General features: G+C 71.2%; 18 protein-coding genes. 12 read left to right on the forward strand and 6 right to left on the reverse strand.

The genetic code is table 11. The features are described from left to right. Positions 1 to 22: 22 nt before the first annotated feature. Both SACE_RS21865 and SACE_RS21870 read right to left on the reverse strand, forming a co-directional pair. On the reverse strand, positions 23 to 1201 hold the full coding sequence (locus tag SACE_RS21865; RefSeq protein ID WP_009950732.1) for an NAD(P)/FAD-dependent oxidoreductase: 1179 nt from the start codon (positions 1199 to 1201) through the stop codon (positions 23 to 25). Further along, complete coding sequence (locus SACE_RS21870; RefSeq protein ID WP_011874369.1) at positions 1198 to 1545, reverse strand: bifunctional 3-phenylpropionate/cinnamic acid dioxygenase ferredoxin subunit; 348 nt, start codon at positions 1543 to 1545, stop codon at positions 1198 to 1200. Before SACE_RS21870 ends, SACE_RS21865 begins: the two co-directional genes overlap by 4 nt. A 331-nt stretch (positions 1546 to 1876) precedes the next feature. Between SACE_RS21870 and SACE_RS21875 the strand changes: the two genes are divergently transcribed. From SACE_RS21875 to SACE_RS21895, 5 genes are all read left to right on the forward strand, one after another. Continuing rightward, positions 1877 to 2962 (forward strand): S-(hydroxymethyl)mycothiol dehydrogenase, encoded by a 1086-nt coding sequence (locus SACE_RS21875; RefSeq protein WP_009951624.1) that lies wholly within the window; start codon positions 1877 to 1879, stop codon positions 2960 to 2962. 197 nt (positions 2963 to 3159) lie between these two features. Further along, positions 3160 to 4278, forward strand: a complete 1119-nt coding sequence (locus tag SACE_RS21880; protein ID WP_011874370.1) for an aromatic ring-hydroxylating oxygenase subunit alpha — start codon at positions 3160 to 3162, stop codon at positions 4276 to 4278. A 505-nt stretch (positions 4279 to 4783) separates the two neighbouring features. Then, positions 4784 to 6787 carry a toxin glutamine deamidase domain-containing protein gene (locus SACE_RS40230; RefSeq protein ID WP_011874371.1) on the forward strand — a complete coding sequence of 668 codons (2004 nt, stop codon included), beginning with the start codon at positions 4784 to 4786 and terminating at the stop codon, positions 6785 to 6787. A 61-nt stretch (positions 6788 to 6848) separates the two neighbouring features. Beyond that, the gene (locus SACE_RS21890; RefSeq protein WP_009951588.1) at positions 6849 to 8159 is read left to right on the forward strand and encodes a YrhB domain-containing protein; all 1311 of its coding nucleotides are present in this window, start codon (positions 6849 to 6851) and stop codon (positions 8157 to 8159) included. 128 nt (positions 8160 to 8287) lie between these two features. Beyond that, positions 8288 to 8734: a universal stress protein gene (locus SACE_RS21895; protein WP_011874372.1), complete on the forward strand. Its 447-nt coding sequence runs from the start codon at positions 8288 to 8290 to the stop codon at positions 8732 to 8734. 59 nt (positions 8735 to 8793) lie between these two features. On the opposite strand, the gene SACE_RS21900 is transcribed toward SACE_RS21895, so the two are convergent. Together SACE_RS21900 and SACE_RS21905 are read right to left on the reverse strand one after the other, a co-directional pair. Next, positions 8794 to 9804, reverse strand: a complete 1011-nt coding sequence (locus tag SACE_RS21900) for an Acg family FMN-binding oxidoreductase (protein WP_011874373.1) — start codon at positions 9802 to 9804, stop codon at positions 8794 to 8796. A 56-nt stretch (positions 9805 to 9860) separates the two neighbouring features. Continuing rightward, complete coding sequence (locus SACE_RS21905) at positions 9861 to 10865, reverse strand: zinc-binding alcohol dehydrogenase family protein (RefSeq protein ID WP_193755443.1); 1005 nt, start codon at positions 10863 to 10865, stop codon at positions 9861 to 9863. Positions 10866 to 11051: 186 nt separating this feature from the next. On the opposite strand from SACE_RS21905, the gene SACE_RS21910 reads away from it, so the two are divergent. Then, the gene (locus tag SACE_RS21910; protein ID WP_009950666.1) at positions 11052 to 11477 is read left to right on the forward strand and encodes a universal stress protein; all 426 of its coding nucleotides are present in this window, start codon (positions 11052 to 11054) and stop codon (positions 11475 to 11477) included. Positions 11478 to 11502: 25 nt separating this feature from the next. Here SACE_RS21910 and SACE_RS21915 read toward each other — a convergent pair whose 3' ends face one another. Beyond that, positions 11503 to 13401: an ATP-binding protein gene (locus SACE_RS21915; RefSeq protein WP_009950665.1), complete on the reverse strand. Its 1899-nt coding sequence runs from the start codon at positions 13399 to 13401 to the stop codon at positions 11503 to 11505. Between the two features lie 74 nt (positions 13402 to 13475). Continuing rightward, complete coding sequence (locus tag SACE_RS21920; protein ID WP_231849722.1) at positions 13476 to 14843, reverse strand: MFS transporter; 1368 nt, start codon at positions 14841 to 14843, stop codon at positions 13476 to 13478. Here SACE_RS21920 and SACE_RS21925 point away from each other — a divergent pair. The 6 genes from SACE_RS21925 to SACE_RS21950 all read left to right on the forward strand — a co-directional run bounded on the left by SACE_RS21925 (position 14788) and on the right by SACE_RS21950 (position 21477). After that, positions 14788 to 15726, forward strand: a complete 939-nt coding sequence (locus SACE_RS21925) for a helix-turn-helix domain-containing protein (protein WP_009950663.1) — start codon at positions 14788 to 14790, stop codon at positions 15724 to 15726. The two genes, SACE_RS21920 and SACE_RS21925, sit on opposite strands and share 56 nt — an antisense overlap. Positions 15727 to 16039: 313 nt before the next feature. Then, the gene (locus tag SACE_RS21930; RefSeq protein WP_011874376.1) at positions 16040 to 16852 is read left to right on the forward strand and encodes an SAM-dependent methyltransferase; all 813 of its coding nucleotides are present in this window, start codon (positions 16040 to 16042) and stop codon (positions 16850 to 16852) included. A gap of 279 nt (positions 16853 to 17131) precedes the next feature. After that, positions 17132 to 18454: a purine-cytosine permease family protein gene (locus SACE_RS21935; protein WP_009950661.1), complete on the forward strand. Its 1323-nt coding sequence runs from the start codon at positions 17132 to 17134 to the stop codon at positions 18452 to 18454. Positions 18455 to 18476: 22 nt separating this feature from the next. After that, positions 18477 to 20027, forward strand: a complete 1551-nt coding sequence (locus SACE_RS21940) for a hydantoinase/oxoprolinase N-terminal domain-containing protein (RefSeq protein ID WP_009950659.1) — start codon at positions 18477 to 18479, stop codon at positions 20025 to 20027. Positions 20028 to 20111: 84 nt separating this feature from the next. Continuing rightward, a complete protein-coding gene (locus tag SACE_RS21945; RefSeq protein ID WP_081468406.1) occupies positions 20112 to 20360 on the forward strand; it encodes an S-methyl thiohydantoin desulfurase domain-containing protein in 249 nt (82 codons plus the stop codon). A gap of 10 nt (positions 20361 to 20370) precedes the next feature. Beyond that, on the forward strand, positions 20371 to 21477 hold the full coding sequence (locus SACE_RS21950; RefSeq protein WP_009950657.1) for a DUF917 domain-containing protein: 1107 nt from the start codon (positions 20371 to 20373) through the stop codon (positions 21475 to 21477). Positions 21478 to 21486 lie beyond the last annotated feature (9 nt).

Below are 21486 nucleotides of genomic sequence, written 5' to 3' on the forward strand. Positions count from 1 at the left end.
ACGTGTCATGCGTCCTCGGTGGTCAGGCCGCGACGAGACCGGGTTTGGCGATCTGGCGCCGGGCGCGCCCGAACGCCTTGGGCTGGTTGAAGGCCAGTACGCCGACGAGCCGGCCATCGTGCTCGTAGTGCGTGAGGAAGCTGCGGTCCTCGACGTCGCCGTCGACGACGCGCGCGTGGGCTCCGGGAGGCACCGACCCGGCGAACTGGATCCGGCTGCCGTACTGGTCGGACCAGAAGTACGGGGTGTCGCTGTGGTGCTCGACGGTGGTGCCCGCCAGCAGGTTGCGGACCGCCGCGCGCGGTTGGGCGGTGGCCGCTGACCAGTGCTCGGTGCGGGCGGCGTAGCCGAGGTGGGGGCGGTGCACCTGGGCGACGTCGCCGACCGCGGCGATGTTGGGCAGGTCGGTGATACCGCCCGCGTCGCAGCGCACACCGTCCTCGATGGTCAGGCCCGAGTCGGCCAGCCACCCGGTGTTGGGGCGGACGCCGATGCCGACCACCACGACGTCGGCGGGCAGTTCCTCCCCGGAGGCGAGCCGGACGCCGGTCACCTGGCCGGCCGCCGAGAGGATGCCGGCGACACCGACGCCGAACCGCGTGCGCACCCCGTGGTCGCCGTGCAGTTCCGCGCACGCCGCGGCCATGCTCCGGCCCAGGGCGTGGACGAGGGGGAGCTCGGCGGCTTCGACCACGGTCACGTCGGCGCCGAGGTAGGAGCACGAGGACGCCACCTCGGCCCCGATGAAACCGGCACCGATGACCACGACCCGGGAGGCGCTCGTCAGCTGCTCGCGCAACCTCGCCGCGTCGTCGAGCGTGCGCAGGGTGTGAATGCCGGCGATCCCCTCGGTGCCCGGCAGGCGCCGGGGCGTGGCGCCGGTGGCGATGACGATGCCGTCGGCGCCGACCCGCTCGCCGCTGAGCAGCTCCACCGCGCCGTCGGCGCGGCTCAGCCGCACGGCGGGGTCGCCGATGATCCACTGCGCCTCGAGGTCGTCGAGGTCGGACTTCTCGCCGAGCGCGAGAGCGTCCGCGTCGACCTTGCCGAGCAGGAAGTCCTTCGACAGCGGCGGGCGGTCGTACGGCGGGTGCACCTCGTCGCCGACGAGCACCAGCCGTCCGCCGAAGCCCTGTGCGCGCAGTTGCTGGGCGGCGGAGTACCCGGCCAGCGACGCCCCGATCACCGCGATGCTCCTCATGCGACGGCCTCCTGTTCCTGTGCGTTCTCGGACTGGCCGGCGTGTCCGGCGACGTGGACGTGGATCACGCCGTCTTCGATCGTGACGGGGTGGGTGCGCACCGGCCGCTTGGCCGGCAGGCAGGTCGGCTGCCCGGTGCGCAGGTCGAAGAACGCCGCGTGCAGCGGGCACTCCACGAAGCAGCCCTCCAGGAACCCCTCCGACAACGACGCGTCCTGGTGCGTGCAGGTGTCGTCGACCGCGTAGAACTCACCGTCGGCGTTGAACACGGCCACGGCCACGTCCGCGAAGACCCGGGTCGACTCCCCTGGCGGCAGCTCCTCGACACGGCACACGGCGATCATGAGCACCCCCTCCAAACGTTGCGCATAACAGAACAAGTAGCTCTATACGCAACAAGGATCCACAGCGACCGGGGCACCGTCAAGAGATCCACCGGCGGCTCTTCGGGCTACTTCTCCGCCTCCAACAGGGGTTTCGACCGGCGGGCACCACTCGCCCTCTCGACTACCGAGCGGTAACCACAAACGTCGCCAGGTGCCTCTTGACAGGAGGGCCACCCAGCCTCATCGTTGTCTCAAATTGAGCAACGCGGTGCGCTATGCGCAACCTGCTCCTCCGTGGCGTTCCGCCCCTCCACCACTCTCAGCGCTCGTGCGAAGAGGAGATCTGCCCGTGCGACACAAGGCCCGAGGCGTCGTGGCACGCAAGAAAGGCGCCCCCGTCGAGGTGCTCGACATCCTTGTGCCCGACCCCGGCCCCGGCGAGGCAGTCGTCGCGGTGCAGGCGTGCGGGGTCTGCCACACCGACCTGCACTACCGCGAGGGCGGCATCGGCAGCGAGTTCCCGTACCTGCTCGGGCATGAAGCGGCAGGAGTCGTCGAGGCCGTGGGCCCCGACGTCGGCAACGTGCGCCCCGGTGACTTCGTCGTGCTGAACTGGCGCGCCGTGTGCGGCCGGTGCCGGGCCTGCCGCCGCGGCCGCTCGCAGTACTGCTTCGACACCCGCAACGCGCGCCGGCCGATGACGCTGGAGGACGGCACACCGCTGACCGCGGCCCTGGGCATCGGCGCCTTCGCCGACAAGACCCTGGTCGCCGCCGGGCAGTGCACCAAGGTGGACCACGAGTCCGATCCCGCGGTGGTCGGCCTGCTCGGCTGCGGCGTCATGGCCGGAATCGGCGCGGCGGTCAACACCGCACCGGTCCGGCTCGGCGACACCGTCGCGGTCATCGGCTGCGGTGGTGTCGGCTGCGCGGCCGTCGCCGGAGCCGACTTCTCCGGCGCACGGCAAGTGATCGCCGTCGACCTGGACTCGCGCAAGCTCGCCTGGGCGGAGCAACTGGGAGCGACCGATCTCGTCAACGCCCGCCACGCCGACCCGGTCGAGGCGATCCGGACGCTCACCGGCGGAGTCGGTGCCGACGTCGTGATCGACGCGGTCGGGCGCCCCGAGACGTTCCAGCAGGCCTTCTACGCCCGCGACCTCGCCGGAACCGTCGTGCTGGTGGGGGTGCCGGGTCCTGAGATGGATCTCGACCTGCCGCTGATCGACGTGTTCTCCCGCGGTGGCGCCATCAAGTCCTCGTGGTACGGCGACTGCCTGCCCGAACGCGACTTCCCCGCGCTGGTCGAGCTGCACGAGCAGGGCGGCATCGACCTGGACGCGTTCGTCACCGAACGGATCGCGCTCGGCGAGGTCGAGACGGCCTTCGACCGGATGAACAACGGCGAAGTGCTGCGCTCCGTGGTGGTGCTGTGACCCCGGCTCGCGCCGCGGGAGCACGCGCCTGAGGCGAACCGCCGCCGCACCGCGACGACAAATGCCCGCACACGCTCACCGACCTGGTCGGGAGCTCGATGCCGCCTGCCTTCGTCGAGGTCGCAGCGGTGCGGTTGCCAACCGTTGACGTCAGTCCCGAACAAGACCAGTTGTCCCACTACACGAGTGAGGTTGAGATGACCACGACCGGACCGACGGAAAGCCTGCTGGCCACGCTGCCCGGCCACTACTACACCGACCCGGCCATCTTCTCGTTGGAGCAGTCCCGGATCTTCGAGGAGCAGTGGTTCTGCGCGGTGCGCTGCGACGACCTGGACAAGCCCGGCGCCTTCCGCACGGTGCAGATCGGGCGTGAGAGCGTGCTCATCGCCCGGGGCCGTGACGGCGCGATCAATGCGTTCCTCAACATCTGCCGCCACCGCGGCGCGCGGCTGTGCACCGAGGAGAAGGGCGAGGTGCGCCGCTCCTTCCAGTGCCCGTACCACGCCTGGACCTACGGCCTGGACGGCAAGCTGATCGCCGCGCCCAACCTCAACGACATGCCCGACATCGACCGCACCGAGTTCGGGCTGAACCGGCTGCACGTGCGGGAGTGGCTGGGGTATGCGTGGGTGTGCCTGGCCGAGGACCCGCCGTCGTTCGACGACACGGTGGTCTCCGATGTCACCGCGCGGCTGGGTGATGCCGGGGCGATCAACTCCTACGACATCACCGCGCTGAAGCTGGGCAAGCGCATCGAGTACGACGTGAAGGCGAACTGGAAGCAGATCATCGAGAACTTCATGGAGTGCTACCACTGCGCCACGATCCACCCCGAGCTCACCGAGGTGCTGCCGGAGTTCGCCGACGGTTTCGCCGCGCAGTACTACGTCGGTCACGGTGCGGAGTTCGGTGAGGACGTGCAGGGCTTCACCGTCGACGGCAGCGAGGGCCTGGAGCGGCTGCCCGGGGTGACCGAGGACCAGGACCGCCGCTACTACGCCATCACCGTGCGCCCGCAGGTGTTCATCAACCTGGTGCCCGACCACGTCATCTTCCACCGGATGTTCCCGGTCGCGCCGGATCGCACGCTGATCGAGTGCGACTGGCTGTACCTGCCCGAGGTCGTGGAGTCCGGCCGCGACCTGTCCCGCTCGGTCGAGCTGTTCGACCGCGTCAACCGGCAGGACTTCGACGCCTGCGAACGCTGCCAGCTGGCCATGGACTCCCGCGGCTACAGCAAGGGCGGAGTCTTCGTCCCCAGCGAATACCACATCGCGGAATTCCACGACTGGGTCCAGAAGGAACTCGCCTGACGACCGGCACGCAGCCGGAGTTCTCTCGCGGGGTCGCCCCGCGAGAGAACTCCGAGCGCCCAACGGGACGGACGGTTGCCGCGCTCGGAGTTCAGCCGCATCGAGAGCCACCACCCCCGGGGCCTCGGCGTTGGCGTGACGTTGGCGCAGCATTGGCGTTCACCATGATCATGTCGGCGACACGTGCACGTTCGGCGTGGCTGTCGCGGTCTGATCACCGGTGATGACTCCTGGATCGGCATCGCGCCCGCGGAGGACGCACGCAGCACAGCTTCGGCGTCCTGTCCGAATTGTCTCGAAAGGCGGAGCATGCCCCGCGGGGTCGTGATCGAGGAACGCACCATGCCCACCGGCCACCCGGACGAACCGGTGGCCGGCTCGAGCCGTATGGGCACATGGGTTCCGACGTCGACCCGTGCCGCGACTGACTCGCTGATCCGCTGAGCAGTTCCGCCGAACAGTTCCCTTTTTCCGCATCGACCACATCCCGGGGGTGGGCCCCGCCATGACCAATCCGTTGGTGGCGCAACGGCAGGACTCGACGCAGGGGTTCAGCGGGGTGCCGATCCTGGAGTCGGTGGACGAGACCCGCAAGGCGATCGAGTCCGGTGACTGGGCGGCCGGGGTGCTCGGTGCGGTGGGTACCGGTCTGGACGCGTTGGGCATGGCGTTGGATCCGTTCGGGGCGATCCTGGCCGCCGGGGTGGGGTGGCTGATGGAGCACGTCGGCCCGGTCTCGGACGCGCTGGACTCGCTGACCGGGGATCCGGACGAGATCAAGGCGCATTCGCAGACCTGGAAGAACATCGGCGCCGAGCTGGGCGCGATCGCCGGGGACATGGCCGGTCTGGTCGACAAGGACACCGCCGCCTGGACGGGTGCGGCTGCTGAGGCCTACCGCGCCCGCAGTGCGGATACGGGCAAGTTGATCACGGCTGCGCGGAGTGCGGCCGAGGGGGCTTCCAGCGGGATCGCCACCGCCGGGGAGGTGGTGGGGGCGGTGCGCACGCTGGTGCGCGACATCATCGCCGAGCTGGTCGGTCATCTGGTGAGCTGGGCGTTGCAGGTGGTGGCCACCCTGGGCATCGGTCTGACCTGGGTGGTGCCGCAGGTGGTGGCCGAGGTCGCCAAGGTCACCGCCAAGATCGCCGACATCACCACCAAGCTGGTCAAGGCGATGCAGTCGCTGATGCCCATGCTCAAAAAGCTCGGCGGTTCCTTCGACGAGGCGGCCGACGCACTCAAGAAGATCAAGAACAACGACAGCACCGCCCCGCCGTCCGCGAAGACCCCGCCACCGCCCAAGCAGGGCCTCGCCGACCGCCCGGCGCGGACCTCCCCGACCGGCGCCCCACCCGCGGGCGGCAAGGGACCCGGCACCGGCCCGGACACGACCACTCCCGCCGGCGCGGACACCCCACCTCCCCCGAAGGACGTCGGCGCACCCAGGAGCGGGCCCGGGGGCGGTGCGACGCCTCCACCGTTGTTCGGGGCGCCCCGCCCGCCTGCGCCTCCCACGACGCGCACGGGCCGGCCGATCGTCAGGCCGTCCGCGCAGAACAGCACCCCGCAGAGCGCTCCGCCGCCGCGGAACGTCCAGCCGCAGGCCGCTCCGCCGCAGAGCGCCCAGCCGCAGAGCGTTCCGCCGCACAACGCCCCGCCTCAGAAGCCGCAAGTGATCGATGCGAGCAGCTTCAAGACCCCGGACGAGGCGAACAAGTTCATGCAGGACCACTTCGGCCCGGTCCAGCAGATCAACAAGGACAAGTTCGACAGCAAGACCCCGGGCCACGACACCAACTGCGGCAACTGCACGGTCGCCACCGCGCACACCATCAAGACGGGGCAGCCGTACCGGGTGGACCCGGCCAAACCCATGGGCCTGGACGACGTGGCGAACGGTTCGGTGCCGCACGGTTCCAGCGGGAAGTTCCAGCCGTTCCCGGGCGGCTACGACCAGCTCAGCCAGGACGTCGCCAACCAACCGCCCGGCTTCGTGGCCTCGGTCGCGGCGAGGTGGCCCAACGAGGAGGTCGGGCACTTCTTCAACGTGGTCAAGCACCCCAACGGTGCGGTCGTCTACCTCGACGGGCAGAGCGGAATGCCTGCCGACATCAGCAAGAAGCCCAGCGAGCTGTACGCGATGGATTACCCGAACGCCCCGACGAACGTCTCGCAAACGCCTGCGCCCCAGCCGAACGCTCCCGGGGCGACGCCGAACGCGCCGGCGGTCGACACGAACGTTCCGGCTGCGAGACCGGACACGCCGCCCGCGCAGCCCCAGGCCCCGCCCGCCAGCCAGCAGACCCCGGCGCCCCATCACGACCTGGACGTCCAGATGGCCGACGCGGACTCCCCCGCGTCCCGGCCGGGAACCCCGCCGGCGGTCGACCAGGACGTCCCGATGTCTGATGCCGGCGGTCCGAGCACGAGTTCGGACGGGGATGTTCCGATGGAGGACGCGGGTAGTCCGCGACCGAGCGTGGACGAGGACGACCTGATCGAATAGGCACCCGCCGCGCACCCTGCCCGCCCTTCATCCGATGCCACAGAATCGAGAAGTCCGCGACATGATCGATCCGATCCGCAGCGCAGCCGCCTGGCTGGAGCAGGTCTACGGCGGGAGCGTCGGCGTCACCGACTCGGCGCCGGTCGCCGAGGGACGGCACAGCTGGCTGGTCCGGTGCGGCCACCGGGACGCCGCCGCGCAGCCCATGCTGGCCGGCACCGTCGCCGTCCCGAAGGACGGACGCGCACCCTTCCCGGTCGCCAACGCCGCACCGATCGACGAAGCCCTCAACCTCGCGCCGCCCCCGCCGCCCGTCTTCCCCGGGCGGGAGCCGTGGCGCTGGCGGGTCAACGCGCGCAACTGCGTGGTCGCGGTCGACGCCGTCCTTCGAGGTGCGCAGGCGAGCGCGCTGCCGTGGAAGCCGGCCGACGAGCGCCCGGACTGGTGGACCCGCCTGCTGGCCGAGCACTTCCCGGACGCGACGACCACCGCGCACCGCACCTGGGCGACCGCGCTGGACGTGATCGCGGCAGGGGGACCGAACACCTGCGCGGTGGTCTGGCTGCGCCGCCGGTTCCGCGGCGCCGAGGTCACCGGACACCTGCTGTACGCCAAGTACGCCGACGGGGCGGTACTGGTGCTCGACCCCCAGCGCGGGATGCCCGCCGAACTCCGCGACGAGGAGGTCCACGAGCTGACCGTCGCCACGTTCCGCCGGGAACCCGCGACCGCCGAGCCCATCGCGGTGCCCTGGCGGACCGCCGCCCCCGACCTCGACACCGCGGTGGCCAAGGCGACGGCGTGGCTGGAGGCCACCTACGGAGGCGAGGTCGTCCTCGTCGCCCCCGCGGCCGAGGACGAGCTGCGCCGCGGCTGGCTGTTCGCCTGCACCACCGAGACGTTCGTGCGCACCGGCGACTGGCGCGACCAGCTGCTGGACTCCGCGCTCGTCGTCCCCAAGGACGACGGGGAAGACCCGTTCGGCCTGCCCAACGAGGACCCCTGGGGATACCTGCGGCACTGGGACGCGCACGCGCAGAACCTGCCGGAGCCCCCGGACCCCGGCGCCGCCGCCTGGTACGAGCCGACGATGCGCGACCTGGGACCGGTGCTCGCCACGAGCCACCACACCGACTGGCCGGGGGTGATCTCCCAGCTGCAGACGCTGCCGCCGGACACCGGCGCCGTGGTGTGGCTGCGGCGCAAGGACCGGCGAGGCCGCGAGACCGTCGGGAACCTCCTGGTGGCCGCCAACGACGGCGGCAAGGCGCGTATCGCGGACCCGCGCAACCCGACCGCCGTGCCCAAGCTGGAGGACAGCCCGTTCGGACTGCTGCTCGTCACCTACCGCGCCACCCCCGCCCGGCTCTGACAACACCGTCGGCGTTCGCAGCGCCGAGCACGGCGACCGCGACACCTGGGCGCACTTCGCCGTCGACGGCCCCGGCTCGCTGGGCGTGCTGCTGACGCGCGTCGCATCCTTGATGCACACCACCGGAGGTGACCACGACCGAGGAACGCGTCTACACGATCGTGGTCGGCATTGACGGCTCACCAGCCTCCAAGGAAGCGCTGCGCTGGGCGCTGTGGCACGCCGGCCTCACCCGCGGCTCCGTCACCGCGCTGATGGCCTGGGACACGCCGCTGATCTACAACTGGGAAGTACCCGGCCTGGAGGACTTCGCCGCGACCACCGCCCGCTACCTCGACGAAGTGATCAACAAGGTGGGCGGCCAGACCTCCGTGTCCGTCAGCAAGGAGGTCGCCCAGGCCCACCCGGCCAGGGCCCTGCTCGACGCCGCGCGCGACAAGGGCGCCGACCTGCTCGTCGTGGGCAACCGCGGACGCGGTGGCCTGACCGAGGCGGAGCTGCTCCGCGGCTCGGTCGCCAGCGGCGTCCTGCACCACGCCCGCTGCCCGGTGGCCGTCGTCCGCGAAGCGCGGTGAACCCACAACCGGGAGGGCCCACTCCGGCACAGCACCGACAACGGTCGCGTTCGTGCAGGTCAGTCCGGGCTGTTGACCGGCGAACCGGCATCCATCACCAGTTCCCACGGCTCACGCCGCGGCGTGCGCGGCATCGGCGAGCCGTAGCCGACGCGCACCACCGCCTGCGGCCACAGTCCTTCCCCCAGCAGCCGCCGCAACTCCGCGTGAGCCTGATCGACCTCCACCACCTGGGACAGCAACGAGGTCGACAGGCCCAGCGACGTCGCCGTCAGCAGCATCCGCTGCAACGCCTGCCCCGCTTCCAGGTCCGCGATCTTGCCCGCCCGGTACGAGCACAGCACCACCAGCAGCGGTTCGTCCTCGAAGTCCTTGCCGGGTACCCGCTGCCGCGCCTGCCCGCCGGAGAAGTCGCGCACCACCCATTGGTCCTGCGGTTCGGGCTCCGGTCCCGCGCTCGCCGCCGGGACGCCTTCGGCCGCCCCTTGCCGTACTCCGGTCCAGCGGGCCAGCTCCTCACGGAAGGCCGGATCGTTCATCTGCTCCCGGTGAGCACGCTGAACCAGCCGTTCCAGCCCACTGCGCTCATGCCTTCCGATCACGTGCAATCGGCAGTGCTCGTCGTGCACCGCCTTTTCCAGCTGGTGGCGATGGCCCGCGGGCACGGCGGTGTCCATGAACGGGCGCCGGTTGCTGCGCCGCGCCGGGATAGCCCGGTAGAGCATCTCGTCGGCGGGCGCGGCCGCCCCGTGGCCCTGGACGCGGACCTCGGCCAGCGCCGACGGACCCGCCAGGCGCGGCAGCAGCGTCACCACCGGCCGGACGCCGGCATGCGCGAGGGCCAGCCGCAGGTTCATCAGCGCGGCACCACAGGCCAGCCGCAGTTCGCGGTCGGCCGGATCGGCCGCGGGGAGTCGCCGACGCGGGTCGCCGTGCAGCTCGATCGAATGCCGCGAGAGCCGGAACCGCCACGGCTGGCTGTTGTGCAGCGACGGCGCGGCAGCGGCCATCCGGACCACGTCCTCGGTCTGCTGCGGGGACAGTCCCAACGCGGAGGGAAACGAGCTCATCCTCCCCACCCCCTCGGGCGAGCTGCGTAGCCGACCCCAGCGTGCCCCACCGGGACTCAGGCGGCGACCCTGATGACCGCCGCGCCGTTCACCCGGTCGTGGGCGAGGTCGTCCAGCGCCCGGTCGGCCGCCGCGAACGGGTAGGGGGTCGTGGTGACCCGCATCCGGTGGCGCGCGGCGAACCGCAGGAACTCCTGACCGTCCTGGCGCGTGTTGGCGGTGACGCTGCACAGGTTCCGTTCGAGGAACAGGTGCCGCTGGTAGTTCAGCGGCGGCACGTCGGTGAGGTGGATGCCCGCGATCGCCAGGGTCCCGCCCCGGTCCAGCGCCTCCAGCGCGACGGGCACGAGCTCTCCGACCGGCGCGAACAGCACCGCCGAGTCCAGCGGCTCCGGCGGACGGTCGCCCGCCCCGCCCGCCGAGGCCGCGCCCAGTTCGAGCGCCAGCTCCCGCGCCTGCGCCGAACGCGTCAGCACATGCACCGTCGCACCGCTGGCCATGGCGACCTGGGCGGTCAGATGCGCGCTGGCACCGAAGCCGTAGATGCCCAGGCTGCCGCCCTCGGGGAGCCGGGCCCGCAACCACGCCCGATAGCCGATCAGCCCCGCGCACAGCAACGGCGCGGACTCCTCATCGGAGTAGCCCTCCGGCAGGTGGTAGGCGTAATCGGCGGGCACGGTGGTGTACTCGGCGTAGCCGCCGTCAGCGTCCCACCCGGTGTAGCGGGAGTTCGGGCACAGGTTCTCCCGGCCCCTGCGGCAGTACACGCACCGTTGGCAGGTGCGGCGCAACCAGGCGATGCCGACGCGGTCTCCCTCGCCGAACCCCGTCGTCGCCGCACCGCACGCCACCACGCGCCCGACCACCTCGTGGCCGGGGACCACCGCCGGCCTGTGCGGCGGAAGATCACCTTCGGCGACGTGCAGGTCCGTGCGGCAGACCCCGCACACCGACACCCGCACCAGCAGTTCGTCATCCGCGGCCCGCGGTAGCGGGAGGTCCCTCGGACTGAGCGGTCCGCGCTCCACCGGTGCGGGAGCCTCCACCACCCACGCCGCCATCGTCTCGCCCGGAGCCATCGCGTCCCCCTCGCCGGCACGTCGCCCCACCCGTCCGGTCCGCGGGTACCGCCGCCGACCACCCGCGGCATACCCGCGGCTTCCGCCACTCCATGCTGCGACCAGACGACCGGTCCGCCACCGTGGAGCCACGTCCTGTGCCGGGCCGGCCGAAACGGGAGTGCCAGGGTGACCAGCGCTGACAAGCAGTACGTGGTCGTCGTCGGGGTCGACGGGTCCCCGTCGTCCAAAGCGGCCCTGCGCTGGGCCGCGTGGCACGCCCGCCTGGCCGGTGGCAGCGTCGTGGCGTTGACGGCGTGGAACACCTCCACCGTTTACAGCGACCGGATCGCTGCTGGAGCCGACTACGAGCGCCTGCTCACCAACGCCCTGTCCGAACTGGTCGGCGAAATCGTCGGCGAGGTACCCGTGAACGTGCAGCAGCGCGTCGTGCGCGACCATCCGGCTCGCGCGTTGCTCAGCGCGGTCGCCGATCCCGATCTGCTGGTGGTGGGCAACCGCGGTCACGGCGGGTTCACCGAAGCGATGCTCGGGTCCGTCGGCCAGTACTGCGTCCACCACGCCACCTGCCCCGTCGTGGTGGTCCGCGAGTAGCGCCGCGGTCCGCGTTCGGCGGCAGTCACTCGCCCAACACCGGCGGAGCGGTCTTCGGCAGCTCCAACCAGATGTCCTCGGCCTCAACCAGGTAAGTGGGACGCTCGCGTTCTTCCTCGTCCTCACCGAGTCGTGGCCTGGCACCGGCGCCCATCGCGCCCGCTCCCGCACGGCCACCCGCACCCGCACCAGGGTCGAAGCCGCCACCAGCAGTTGCTCCCGACCCAAGGCCGGTTCGCTGTCCTGGGCGTCCGCAGTCCTGTTCATCACCAGGTCGCGGTTGCCCGGTGTCCGCGGTTCCAGGACTCCCCTGCACGGGAACACCAGTACTCCCGCCGATCTCCTGGTGCTCGACACTTGATCCGAGCCTGGTGTTGATGCGTGCGCGAAGCTCGCCCGGTTCCGCATCCGCCAGCTCGCGGGCACACGTGGCGAGCGCGTCATCACCGCTGTCGCGGCCCGCCTCGCCGAGCACGTCCAACCAGCCCCGAACGACGTCCGCACCGTGCTCGCACGCGTCGGCACCCACCACGAGCGCTCGGTGCAGCTCCTGTCGCGGGTCGGCGCACAACCGGTGGTAGGTCTCCTCCAACAGCAGTTGCCGCCACTGGTCGTCGGACCACCCGTCCTGATCGGACAGCCCCAGCCGCCGACGACGATTGCAGTAGTGCGCGAACAGCCTCCGATGCAGATCGGTGAACTCGTCCGGCGACCGTCCGCTCTTGTAACGCACCATCGGGACCCGCACCGCACGCTGGAAACGCAGGTGACCGTAGGTTTCCACGACGAACGGCAATCGGCGCAGCCACTCGAAGAACCCGCTCTGCCGACCGGGTTTGAGCACGGCCAGCACATCCTCGTCGAGCCTGCGCGGCAACGCGGCCAGCAGGGTGTCGGCGCGTCGCCACGGGTTCGGTTCCAGCTTCATGAACCTTTCCACCGCGATCGCACTGGGATCCCTGAGCTCGCCCTCCACCTGGTAGCCGTCGGCCAGCGCTACGACGAGATTCGGCAGACCGCCGGACAGCGCCAGGATCAGCCTCGCGGTTTCCGGGCCGGTGATTCCCTTGCGCCGCAGCAGTTCCCGCGTCTCCTCCGGGGTGAACGGCGCCAGCGGCCACGTCACCGCGACCGCGGAGTACATGCCCCACCAGTTGGGGTTCAACGGCTGCTGCCCGGCCAGCACCAACGCGAACCCGGTCGGCAGGTGGCCGAACCGCCCCGCCAGCAGGTCGAGGAGCCATGGTTCGGCGGGGCGCGCGATCGTCTCGAAGTTGTCGAACAGCAGCACCACCTGGCAGTGCTGGGTGAGCCGGCGCAGGTCCCGGACCAGCAGCTTGCTCAGCTCGTCGACCGGCGACAGCAACAGGTCGACGTCCTCGCGCCTGCTGAACTTCTGGGCGAAGAACTCCCGCGACTGATCCATCCAGCCCGCGACTTCCTCCGGCGTCACGGCATCCGCGATCAGGCTGAGCCCGGGAACCGTGCGCATGGAGCCGACCAAGACCCGCATCGTGGCGACGCCGAGGAGCTTCCTCGCGCCGCTCGGAGCCTGCTGGTCGTTGAGGACCTCGTTGCGGCGCTGCTGGTACTCCTCGTAGCGCTTGGTGAAACCGCGAGCCTGTCCGCCCTGCTGCTCCAGTTCGGCGGCGATGGCCGACATCAGCTCGACCGGATCCGCGCGTGGGTCGTCGATCAGCGCGGCCAGCGCGCCTGACTCCCGTGCGATGTCGCTCAACTGCCGCAACAGGTAGGTCTTGCCGATGCCGCCGTGCCCGTGCACCGCGAAGACGTACTTGCGCTCGGTCGCCGGCAAGGCCAGGTTGCGGCGGAAGTGGTCGAGCTCCTGCTCCCGGCCCACGAAGTCGGCACGCTGGCGGGCCCAGAGCACCTGGTGGAAGCTACCGCCGTCGGGATCGGCCACCCACCCATCGTGCCAGGGCGATCACCGCGCCAGGCCCGGTTCACGCGAAACCTCGGTCGCCGATCGAGCGGACATCATTGGGCTCCTGCCGATGCGGCGCGGAACGTCGTCCACGCCAGTGCGAGGCCGGCGACGAACGCTGCGGCCAGAAGGAGCCATGGCGCCGGCAGAACCCGCTCGATCACGGCGAGCAGGTAGGGGGCTGCGAAGCCGAGGTAGGCGAGCGACTGGAAGATCGCCGTCAGCCGGGCCAGGTTGTCGGCCCGCGCCATGGCCTGCACCTCGGTGAGGCCGCACACCAGGCAACATCCGTAACCCGCGCCGAGCACGAGCGCCGCCACGGTGACCAGCAGCGGTCGCGAGGTCTCGGCGGCCCCCGCACTGAGGAGCAGGCCCGCCACCACAAGAGCCGAAGCCGTTGCGAGCGAGGGACTTCCGCCCCGACGGTTCACGCGCCGGGCCAGCGGTTGCACCGCGATTCCCGCCAGCATCGTCAGCGCGGTGACCACCGCGCTGAACACCAGCCCGCTGTCGCCGAGGCTGTCCCGCACGAGCCCGGGCAGGTAGGCCAACGCGATCGAGGAAGCGCCGAACACCCACGGCGCGAGCGGCACCACGACGTTGCGGAACCGGCGACGGCTCGCCACAGGCAGCCGCAGCGGCTCCCACAGCGTTGCGTCCGGACGCGGTGAGCGGGTTTCGCGCGTGCGCAGCACGAGCGGAAGGGAAGCGAGCGTCAGGACCACGTGCGGCACGTACGAGACGAGAGTGGGCGATGGTCCCCATTGAGCAAGGAGCCCGGCGATGAGCGGGCCCGAGGCGAAACCCGCGGTCATCGCCACCGTCGCGCGCCGGGCTCCGGAGCCGCGCTCGGGGCCGACCGGGGACAGTTCCTTGATCCAGGCCGTACCGGAGCTGAAGGCGGCGCCGCTGGCCACACCGGCGACCAACCGCCCGACGAACAACCACTCGACGCCGATCCCGCCTGCCATCAGCAACAGGCTGGCGAGCACGGAAATCGTCAACGCCGGTGCCAGTACCCGGCGGCGGCCGTACCGGTCCGAGAAAGGACCGCCCAGCAACAACCCGGGGATCAGTCCGGCAGCGTAGAGACCGTAGGTGGCCTGGACCGTCGCCTCGGACACCCCCAGTTCCGCCCGGTACACCAGCAGCATCGGGGCGAACTGGTTCGCACCCCAGCCGACTGCCGCCAGGGCCAGACCGACCGCCGGCCACTCCCGCGGGCCCGGGCCGTCCGCCGTCCTGCCTTGCCGTCGGAAAATGTCATCCGCGGTCGGGAGCTGTCCTGTCATGGCAGCCAATGGTGGCGACGACCAGGTGCCAACGGACAGTGGCTGGAACGCCAACATGCGTACAATTCCGGACATGGCATCGGTCGCACTGGCCATCACCGAGGGGATGTCGCTGTTCGAAATCGCCATCCCGTGCGCGGTCTTCGGCGCACCGAAGCCGCACGCGGCCCAGAGCTGGTACGAGTTGACCGTCTGCGCCGCGTCCGGTGCGCCGGTGGGAACCTGGTTCCGCGCCGAGACGCGGCACGGACTGGACGAGTTGGCGGCTGCCGACACCGTCGTCGTGCCCGCCTGCGACGAAGCCATCGAGGCCGCACCCGCCGACCTGGTCGAGGCCGTGCAGGTCGCGCACGGGCGAGGGGCGCGTGTCGCCTCCATCTGCACCGGCGCCTTCGTGCTGGCCGCCGCGGGCCTGCTCGACGGGCGGCGGGCCACCAGCCACTGGATGTACGCCGAGCGTCTGGCCGAGCGGTACCCCCGCGTCGATGTCGACCCGAGCGTGCTCTACATCGACGACGGGGACGTGCTCACCTCCGCCGGGCAGGCCGCCGGAATCGACCTCTGCCTGCACCTGGTCCGGGCCGACCACGGCGCGGCGGTCGCCAACGCCCTGGCACGACGGCTCGTGGTCTCCCCGCATCGCGAAGGCGGTCAGGCGCAGTTCATCGCCAACCCGCTACCGGCCCGCGACGGACGTGGGCTCAGCGCGCTGCTGGACTGGGCGATGGACCACCTCCACGAGCCGCTGACCGTCGCCGACCTCGCCCGTCAAGCGAACACGAGCCCCCGCAACCTCGGCCGCCAGTTCCTGTCCGCGACCGGAACCAGCCCCCTGCGATGGCTGCTGGCCCAACGAATGCGCCGGGCCCAGGAACTTCTCGAAACGACCGATGCCGGCATCGACCAGATCGCCGAGCGCGTGGGTCTCGGTACCGCGGCCACCCTTCGCCGCCACTTCAACAGAACCATCGGTGTCTCACCCACCGCCTACCGGCGCGGGTTCCGCGAATAGCCGGAGACACCGGGGAGCCCGGACGCGGCCGTCCCGACGGGGTGCCACTACGTGATACACGCAGCGCCCCTGATCAACCGCGCGTGCAGGTGGAGGTTCCCCGCGGTGCGGTGCGTCGGTCTCGCCGCGAAGCGACTGTGCGAGGCGCACGGCGCGGGTGGCGCCGCTGTGCAATGAGACCGGTGACAGCGGAGTGATCAGCCCCTACGCTGCGCATCGGTAGCGCCCTACGCGCCACACCCATCGCCGGTCCCGGCGCGATGGTGTGAGCAGCCGGGGTGCGGCGCTCGCTTGCTGCGGAAGGTCTCATGTGGTGATTTCGGCGAAGACCTGCTTCCTCGCACCGAGCGCGGCGCGCGTGTACGACTTCCTCCTCGGCGGCAAGGACCATTACGCCGTCGACCGCGAGGTGGCCCAGCAGTTCCTGGCCGTCGCCCCGGACGCCGGGCGGGCGGCGCTGGCCAACCGGGCCTTCGTGCGGCGAGCAGTGCGCCACCTGGTCGCCGACGCCGGGATCCGGCAGTTCATCGACCTCGGCGCGGGGCTGCCGGCGCGGGGCAACGTGCACGAGATCGCGCACTCCTTCGATCCGGGCGCCCGCGTCGTCTACGTCGACAACGACCCCATGGTCGTCGCCCACAGCCGCGCGCTGCTGGCCGACGACGCCACCACAACGGCCGTCCACGCCGATGTCGTGCGCCTCGAGGAGATCGTGGGCGACCCGGAGGTCCACCGGTTCATCGACTTCGACGAACCCGTGGGAATCCTGCTGTTCGCCGTCCTGCACCACGTGCGCGACGAGGACGACCCGGCGGGCGTCACCGCCACCCTGCGCCGCGCCCTCCCGTCCGGCAGCCACCTCGCGCTTTCGCACTTCCACAACCCCGCGCAGGCCGACCCGGAAGTCGCCAGCCAGGCCGAGACCAGCGAGAAGCTGTTGAGCGACGCCCTCGGGACCGGGCGCTGGCGCTCGCGCGCGGAGATCCTCGACTTGCTCGCCGGCTTCGACGTCCTCCAACCCGGCGTGGTGCCGCTGGCCGACTGGCGTCCCGACCCTGCCGACCCGTCGCCGTCGCTGGACCTGATGCACCACCAGTTCCTCGGCGCCGTCGCCCGCAAACCCTGACAACGCCCGCGCTCGAACGGACTTCGGCCTCGGATGGCCGTGCGCGACCGACGGTCGAGTCCGCGGTCGTCGCTGCGGGCGGACTCCGGTGCGCTGGTCATACACGCGCAATCGTCCACACCACGCGAGCGCATCGGCGAGTCGGGCGCGCACATCGTCCCGCCTATGCAGCGTGCACGTCGGCGACGGTCCGGGTGTGCAGTCCGACCACTGACATGAAGTGATCAAGCCCTTACGGTGTGCGGTGACCGCACAGCCCCGGCCGAGAGGGGACAAGTCATGGCTTCGTCGGTCGGTGTCGACGACTACGCGCTGACCCGAGTCCCGGACCGCGCCCGCTACTCGTGGTGGTCGGTCGCCGTGCAGCGGTTCGGCCAGGTCTCGGCGCTCAGCCAGTTCCTGCTCGGCGCCACCCTCGGTTTCGGCATGGACTTCTGGCAGGCGTTGCTGGCGCTGACGCTCGGCGCGGTGGTCCTGGAGCTCGTCGCGATCCTCGTCGGGGTGATCGGCGTCCGCGAGGGCCTGTCGACCTCGATGCTCGCCCGCTGGACCGGGTTCGGCCGGGCGGGATCGGCGCTGATCGGCCTGGCCATCGCGATCAGCCTGATCGGCTGGTTCGGCATCCAGTCCGCGGTGTCGGCACGCGGGCTCGTGACGCTGGTCGGAGGGCTGCCCGAGTGGGTGTGGTCGCTGGCGTTCGGCCTGCTGGTGACCGCGATCGTGCTGCGCGGCTTCCGGTCGATGGCCTGGACCGCCTACCTGACGGTGCCCGCGTTCCTGGTGCTGATCGCCTGGTCGGTCGGCTCCGAACTGCTGCGCCACGACCTCGGCGCGCTGATGGCCTCGGCGCCGCCCGGCCCGCGGCTTTCGCTGCTGGAGGGCACAACGCTCGTCGCGGGCGGGTTCATGGTCGGCGCGCTGATCACACCTGACATGACGCGGTTCAACCGCAGCACCTCCGACGTGGTCAAGCAGACGCTGATCGGCATCACGCTCGGCGAGTACGTCATCGGGCTGTCCGGGGTGCTGCTGGCGCATGCAGCCGGTACCGACGACGTCACCGCGATCATCACCTCGTCGGTGGGCTGGGTCGGGATCCTGGTGATCCTGCTCGGCACCGTGAAGGTCAACGACTGGAACCTGTACTCGTCGGGGCTGGGCCTGGTGAACTTCGTCGGCACGGTGTTCGGCAAGCAGCTCAACCGGGGCGTGGCCACGGCGGTGTTCGGCGTCATCGGCAGCGCGCTGGCCGCGGCCGGAATCCTGGAGCAGTTCAGCGGGTTCCTCACCGTGCTCGGCGTGGTGTTCCCGCCCATCGGCGGAATCATGGTCGCCGAGTACTTCGTGGTGCGGCGCTGGCGCCGCGAGCTCGACGAGTCCCGGTCGCGCGGCACCGTGCCCGAAGAGGCACCGAACTGGGTTCCCGCGACGCTGGTGATCTGGGTGGTCTCCGCCCTGGTCGGCGGGCTCGTCGGAATCGGGCTGCCGAGCCTGAACTCGCTGCTGCTCGCGTTCGTGCTCTACGCGGTCGCCGGGAAGCTGGGGCTGGTCCACGGCGTCGGGGGCAAGCCGTCGGCCACCGACCTGGCCCGGACCACCTGATCGAGACAAGGGGAGACCACAAGTGCGTATCGGCATCGACGTCGGGGGAACCAACACCGACGCGGTCCTGCTCGACGGGGCCCACGTGTTGGCAGCGGTGAAGGTGAGCACCACGGAGGACGTGACCTCCGGCATCGTGTCCGCGATCGACGGACTGCAGCACCAGCACGCGTTCGACCCGGCCCAGGTGCAGGCCGTGATGATCGGTACGACCCACTTCATCAACGCCCTGGTCGAGGCCCGGCGGCTCGCGCCGACCGCGGCGGTGCGGCTCAGCCTGCCCGCCGGCCGTTCGCTGCCGCCGATGGTGAGCTGGCCGGAGCGCCTGGTCGACGCGGTGGCCGGGCGCAGCTACCTGTGCCACGGCGGGCACGAGTTCGACGGCAGGCACATCTCCGACCTCGACGAGGACGAGCTGCGCAAGGCCGCCGACGACATGGGCCGCGCCGGGACCCGCAGCGTCGCGATCACCTCTGTGTTCTCCCCGGTGAACCACGAGTTCGAGCAGCGCGCGGCGGAGATCATCGCCGCCGAGCTGCCGGACGTGGCGATCTCGCTGTCCCACGAGATCGGCCGGATCGGGCTGCTGGAGCGGGAGAACGCCACGATCATCAACGCGGCCCTGCGGGAGCTGGCCGCCGGCATCGTGGACGGCCTGGCCAAGTCGGTCACCGGCGCGGGCATCACCGCCCCGCTGTACCTCAGCCAGAACGACGGCACGCTCATGGACGTCGACTTCGCCCGCCGCTACCCCGTGGCCACCTTCGCCTCCGGGCCGACCAACTCGATGCGCGGTGCGGCGGTCCTGTCCGGTTTGGACACCTGCGCGGTGGTCGACGTCGGCGGCACCACCAGCGACGTGGGCGTGCTGAACCAGGGCTTCCCCCGGGAGGCGACGACCGCGGTCAGCGTCGCGGGTATCCGCACGAACTTCCGGATGCCCGACGTGCTCTCGATCGGCATCGGCGGCGGCAGCCTCGTGCTGGGCGAGCCGGCCGGGGTGGCGGTCGGGCCGGAGTCGGTGGGCTACCAGCTGACGTCGAGGGCGTTGGTGTTCGGCGGCGACACGCTGACCGCGACCGACATCGCGGTCGCCGCCGGGCGCGCCGAGATCGGCGACGCGGACCGGGTCGGCCACCTCGAACCCGCGCTGGTCCGCGCCGCGATGGAGCGCATCGCCGCGGACGCCACCGACGCCGTCGAGCGGATGCGCACCTCGGCCGAGCCGTTGCCGGTCGTCGCCGTCGGCGGCGGTTCCATGCTGCTGCCCGACGAGATGTTCGAGCCCGGGGACGTGCGGCGCCCGGAGCACTACGCGGTGGCCAACGCGATCGGGGCGGCGATCGCGCAGATCGGCGGCGAGGTCGACCGCGTCTACGCGATCGAGCCGGGACAGCGGGACACCGTGGTCGACGAGGCCAAGCAGGAGGCGCTGGACCGCGCGGTGGCCGCCGGGGCGTCCCCGTCGACCGTGGAGATCGTCGACTTCGACGAGGTGCCGATCCCCTACCTGCCGGGCAACGCGACCCGGATCCGCGCCAAAGCCGTCGGCGACCTGCAACTGGGCCGCTGATGCGCGAGATCACTCCGGACGACCTCGGCGACATCGCGCTGGGCGCGGCGATCCTGGGCACCGGCGGGGGCGGCGACCCCGCTGCTGCGGTTCCAGAACGAGCACCTCGTCGCCGAACGGGACGGCACCGTGCTCGCGTCCGTACCCGACCTGATCTGCGTCCTGGACTACGACGCCGGCGAAGCGGTGACCACCGAGTCCCTGCGCTACGGCCAGCGGGTCGCGGTCATCGCCGCACCCGCCGACCCGCGCTGGCACAGCCCGGCCGGACTGGAGGTCGCGGGGCCGCGCTACTTCGGCTACGACATCGATCCGGTGCGGGTGACCCAGTGAGGATGGCGCAGTGAGCTGGTTGCTGACCGAGGAACATCTGGAGGACCTCGCCCGCGGCGCCGCGGTGCTGGGCACCGGAGGCGGTGGCGACCCGTACGTCGGGCGGCTGCTGGTGCGGCAGGCGATCCGCGAGTGCGGGCCGGTCACCGTCCTCGACCCGGCCGAGGTCGACGACGAGGCACTGGTCATCCCGACCGCGCAGATGGGCGCGCCGACCGTGGTGTTCGAGAAGATCCCGAGCGGCGACGAGGCGCTGACGGCTCTGCGCGCGCTGGAACGGCACCTCGGGACGCGGGCGGCGGCGACCATGCCGATCGAGTGCGGGGGCATCAACTCGATGATCCCGCTGGTCGTGGCCGCGCGCAGCGGCCTGCCGGTGGTCGACGCCGACGGGATGGGCCGGGCGTTCCCGGAACTGCAGATGGAGACCTTCGGCGTCTACGGGGTGACCGGTTCGCCGATGGCGGTCGCCGGAGAGCGCGGCGAGACGTCGGTCATCGACACCGGTGCGGACAACAAGCGCATGGAATGGCTGGCGCGCGGCATCACCATCCGGCTCGGCGGTGTCGCGCACATCGCCGAGTACTCGATGCGCGGCGCGGAGGTCAAGCGCACCGCCGTCCCGCGCACCCTCACGCTCGCGCACACCGTCGGCAGGGCGCTGCGCGAGGCGCGGGAACGCCAGGACGATCCGATCGCCCACCTCGGTGAGGTGCTGGCCGGGAGTCTGTACCAGCACCTGCGGGTGCTGTTCCGCGGCAAGATCTCCGACGTCGAACGGCGCACCGAAGCCGGGTTCGCCCGCGGCCGCGCCACGGCGAAGTCCTTCGACGGGCGGCACGAGCTGGATCTGGTGTTCCAGAACGAGCACCTGGTGGCACTCGTGGACGGCGAGGTGCGGTGCCTCGTGCCGGATCTGGTGTGCGTGCTGGAGTCCGAACAGGCCGAGCCGATCACCACCGAGTCCCTGCGCTACGGCCAGCGCGTCACGGTGGTCGGCATCTCCACCCCGGAGCTGATGCGCACCCCGCAGGCCCTGGCGGTCTTCGGGCCCGCGGCCTTCGGCCTCCGGCACGAATTCCGGCCAGTGGAGGCCCTGACCACCGCGGAGTCGTGAAACGGCCTC

The organism is Saccharopolyspora erythraea NRRL 2338 (assembly GCF_000062885.1).
GTDB classification, from domain to species: domain Bacteria; phylum Actinomycetota; class Actinomycetes; order Mycobacteriales; family Pseudonocardiaceae; genus Saccharopolyspora_D; species Saccharopolyspora_D erythraea.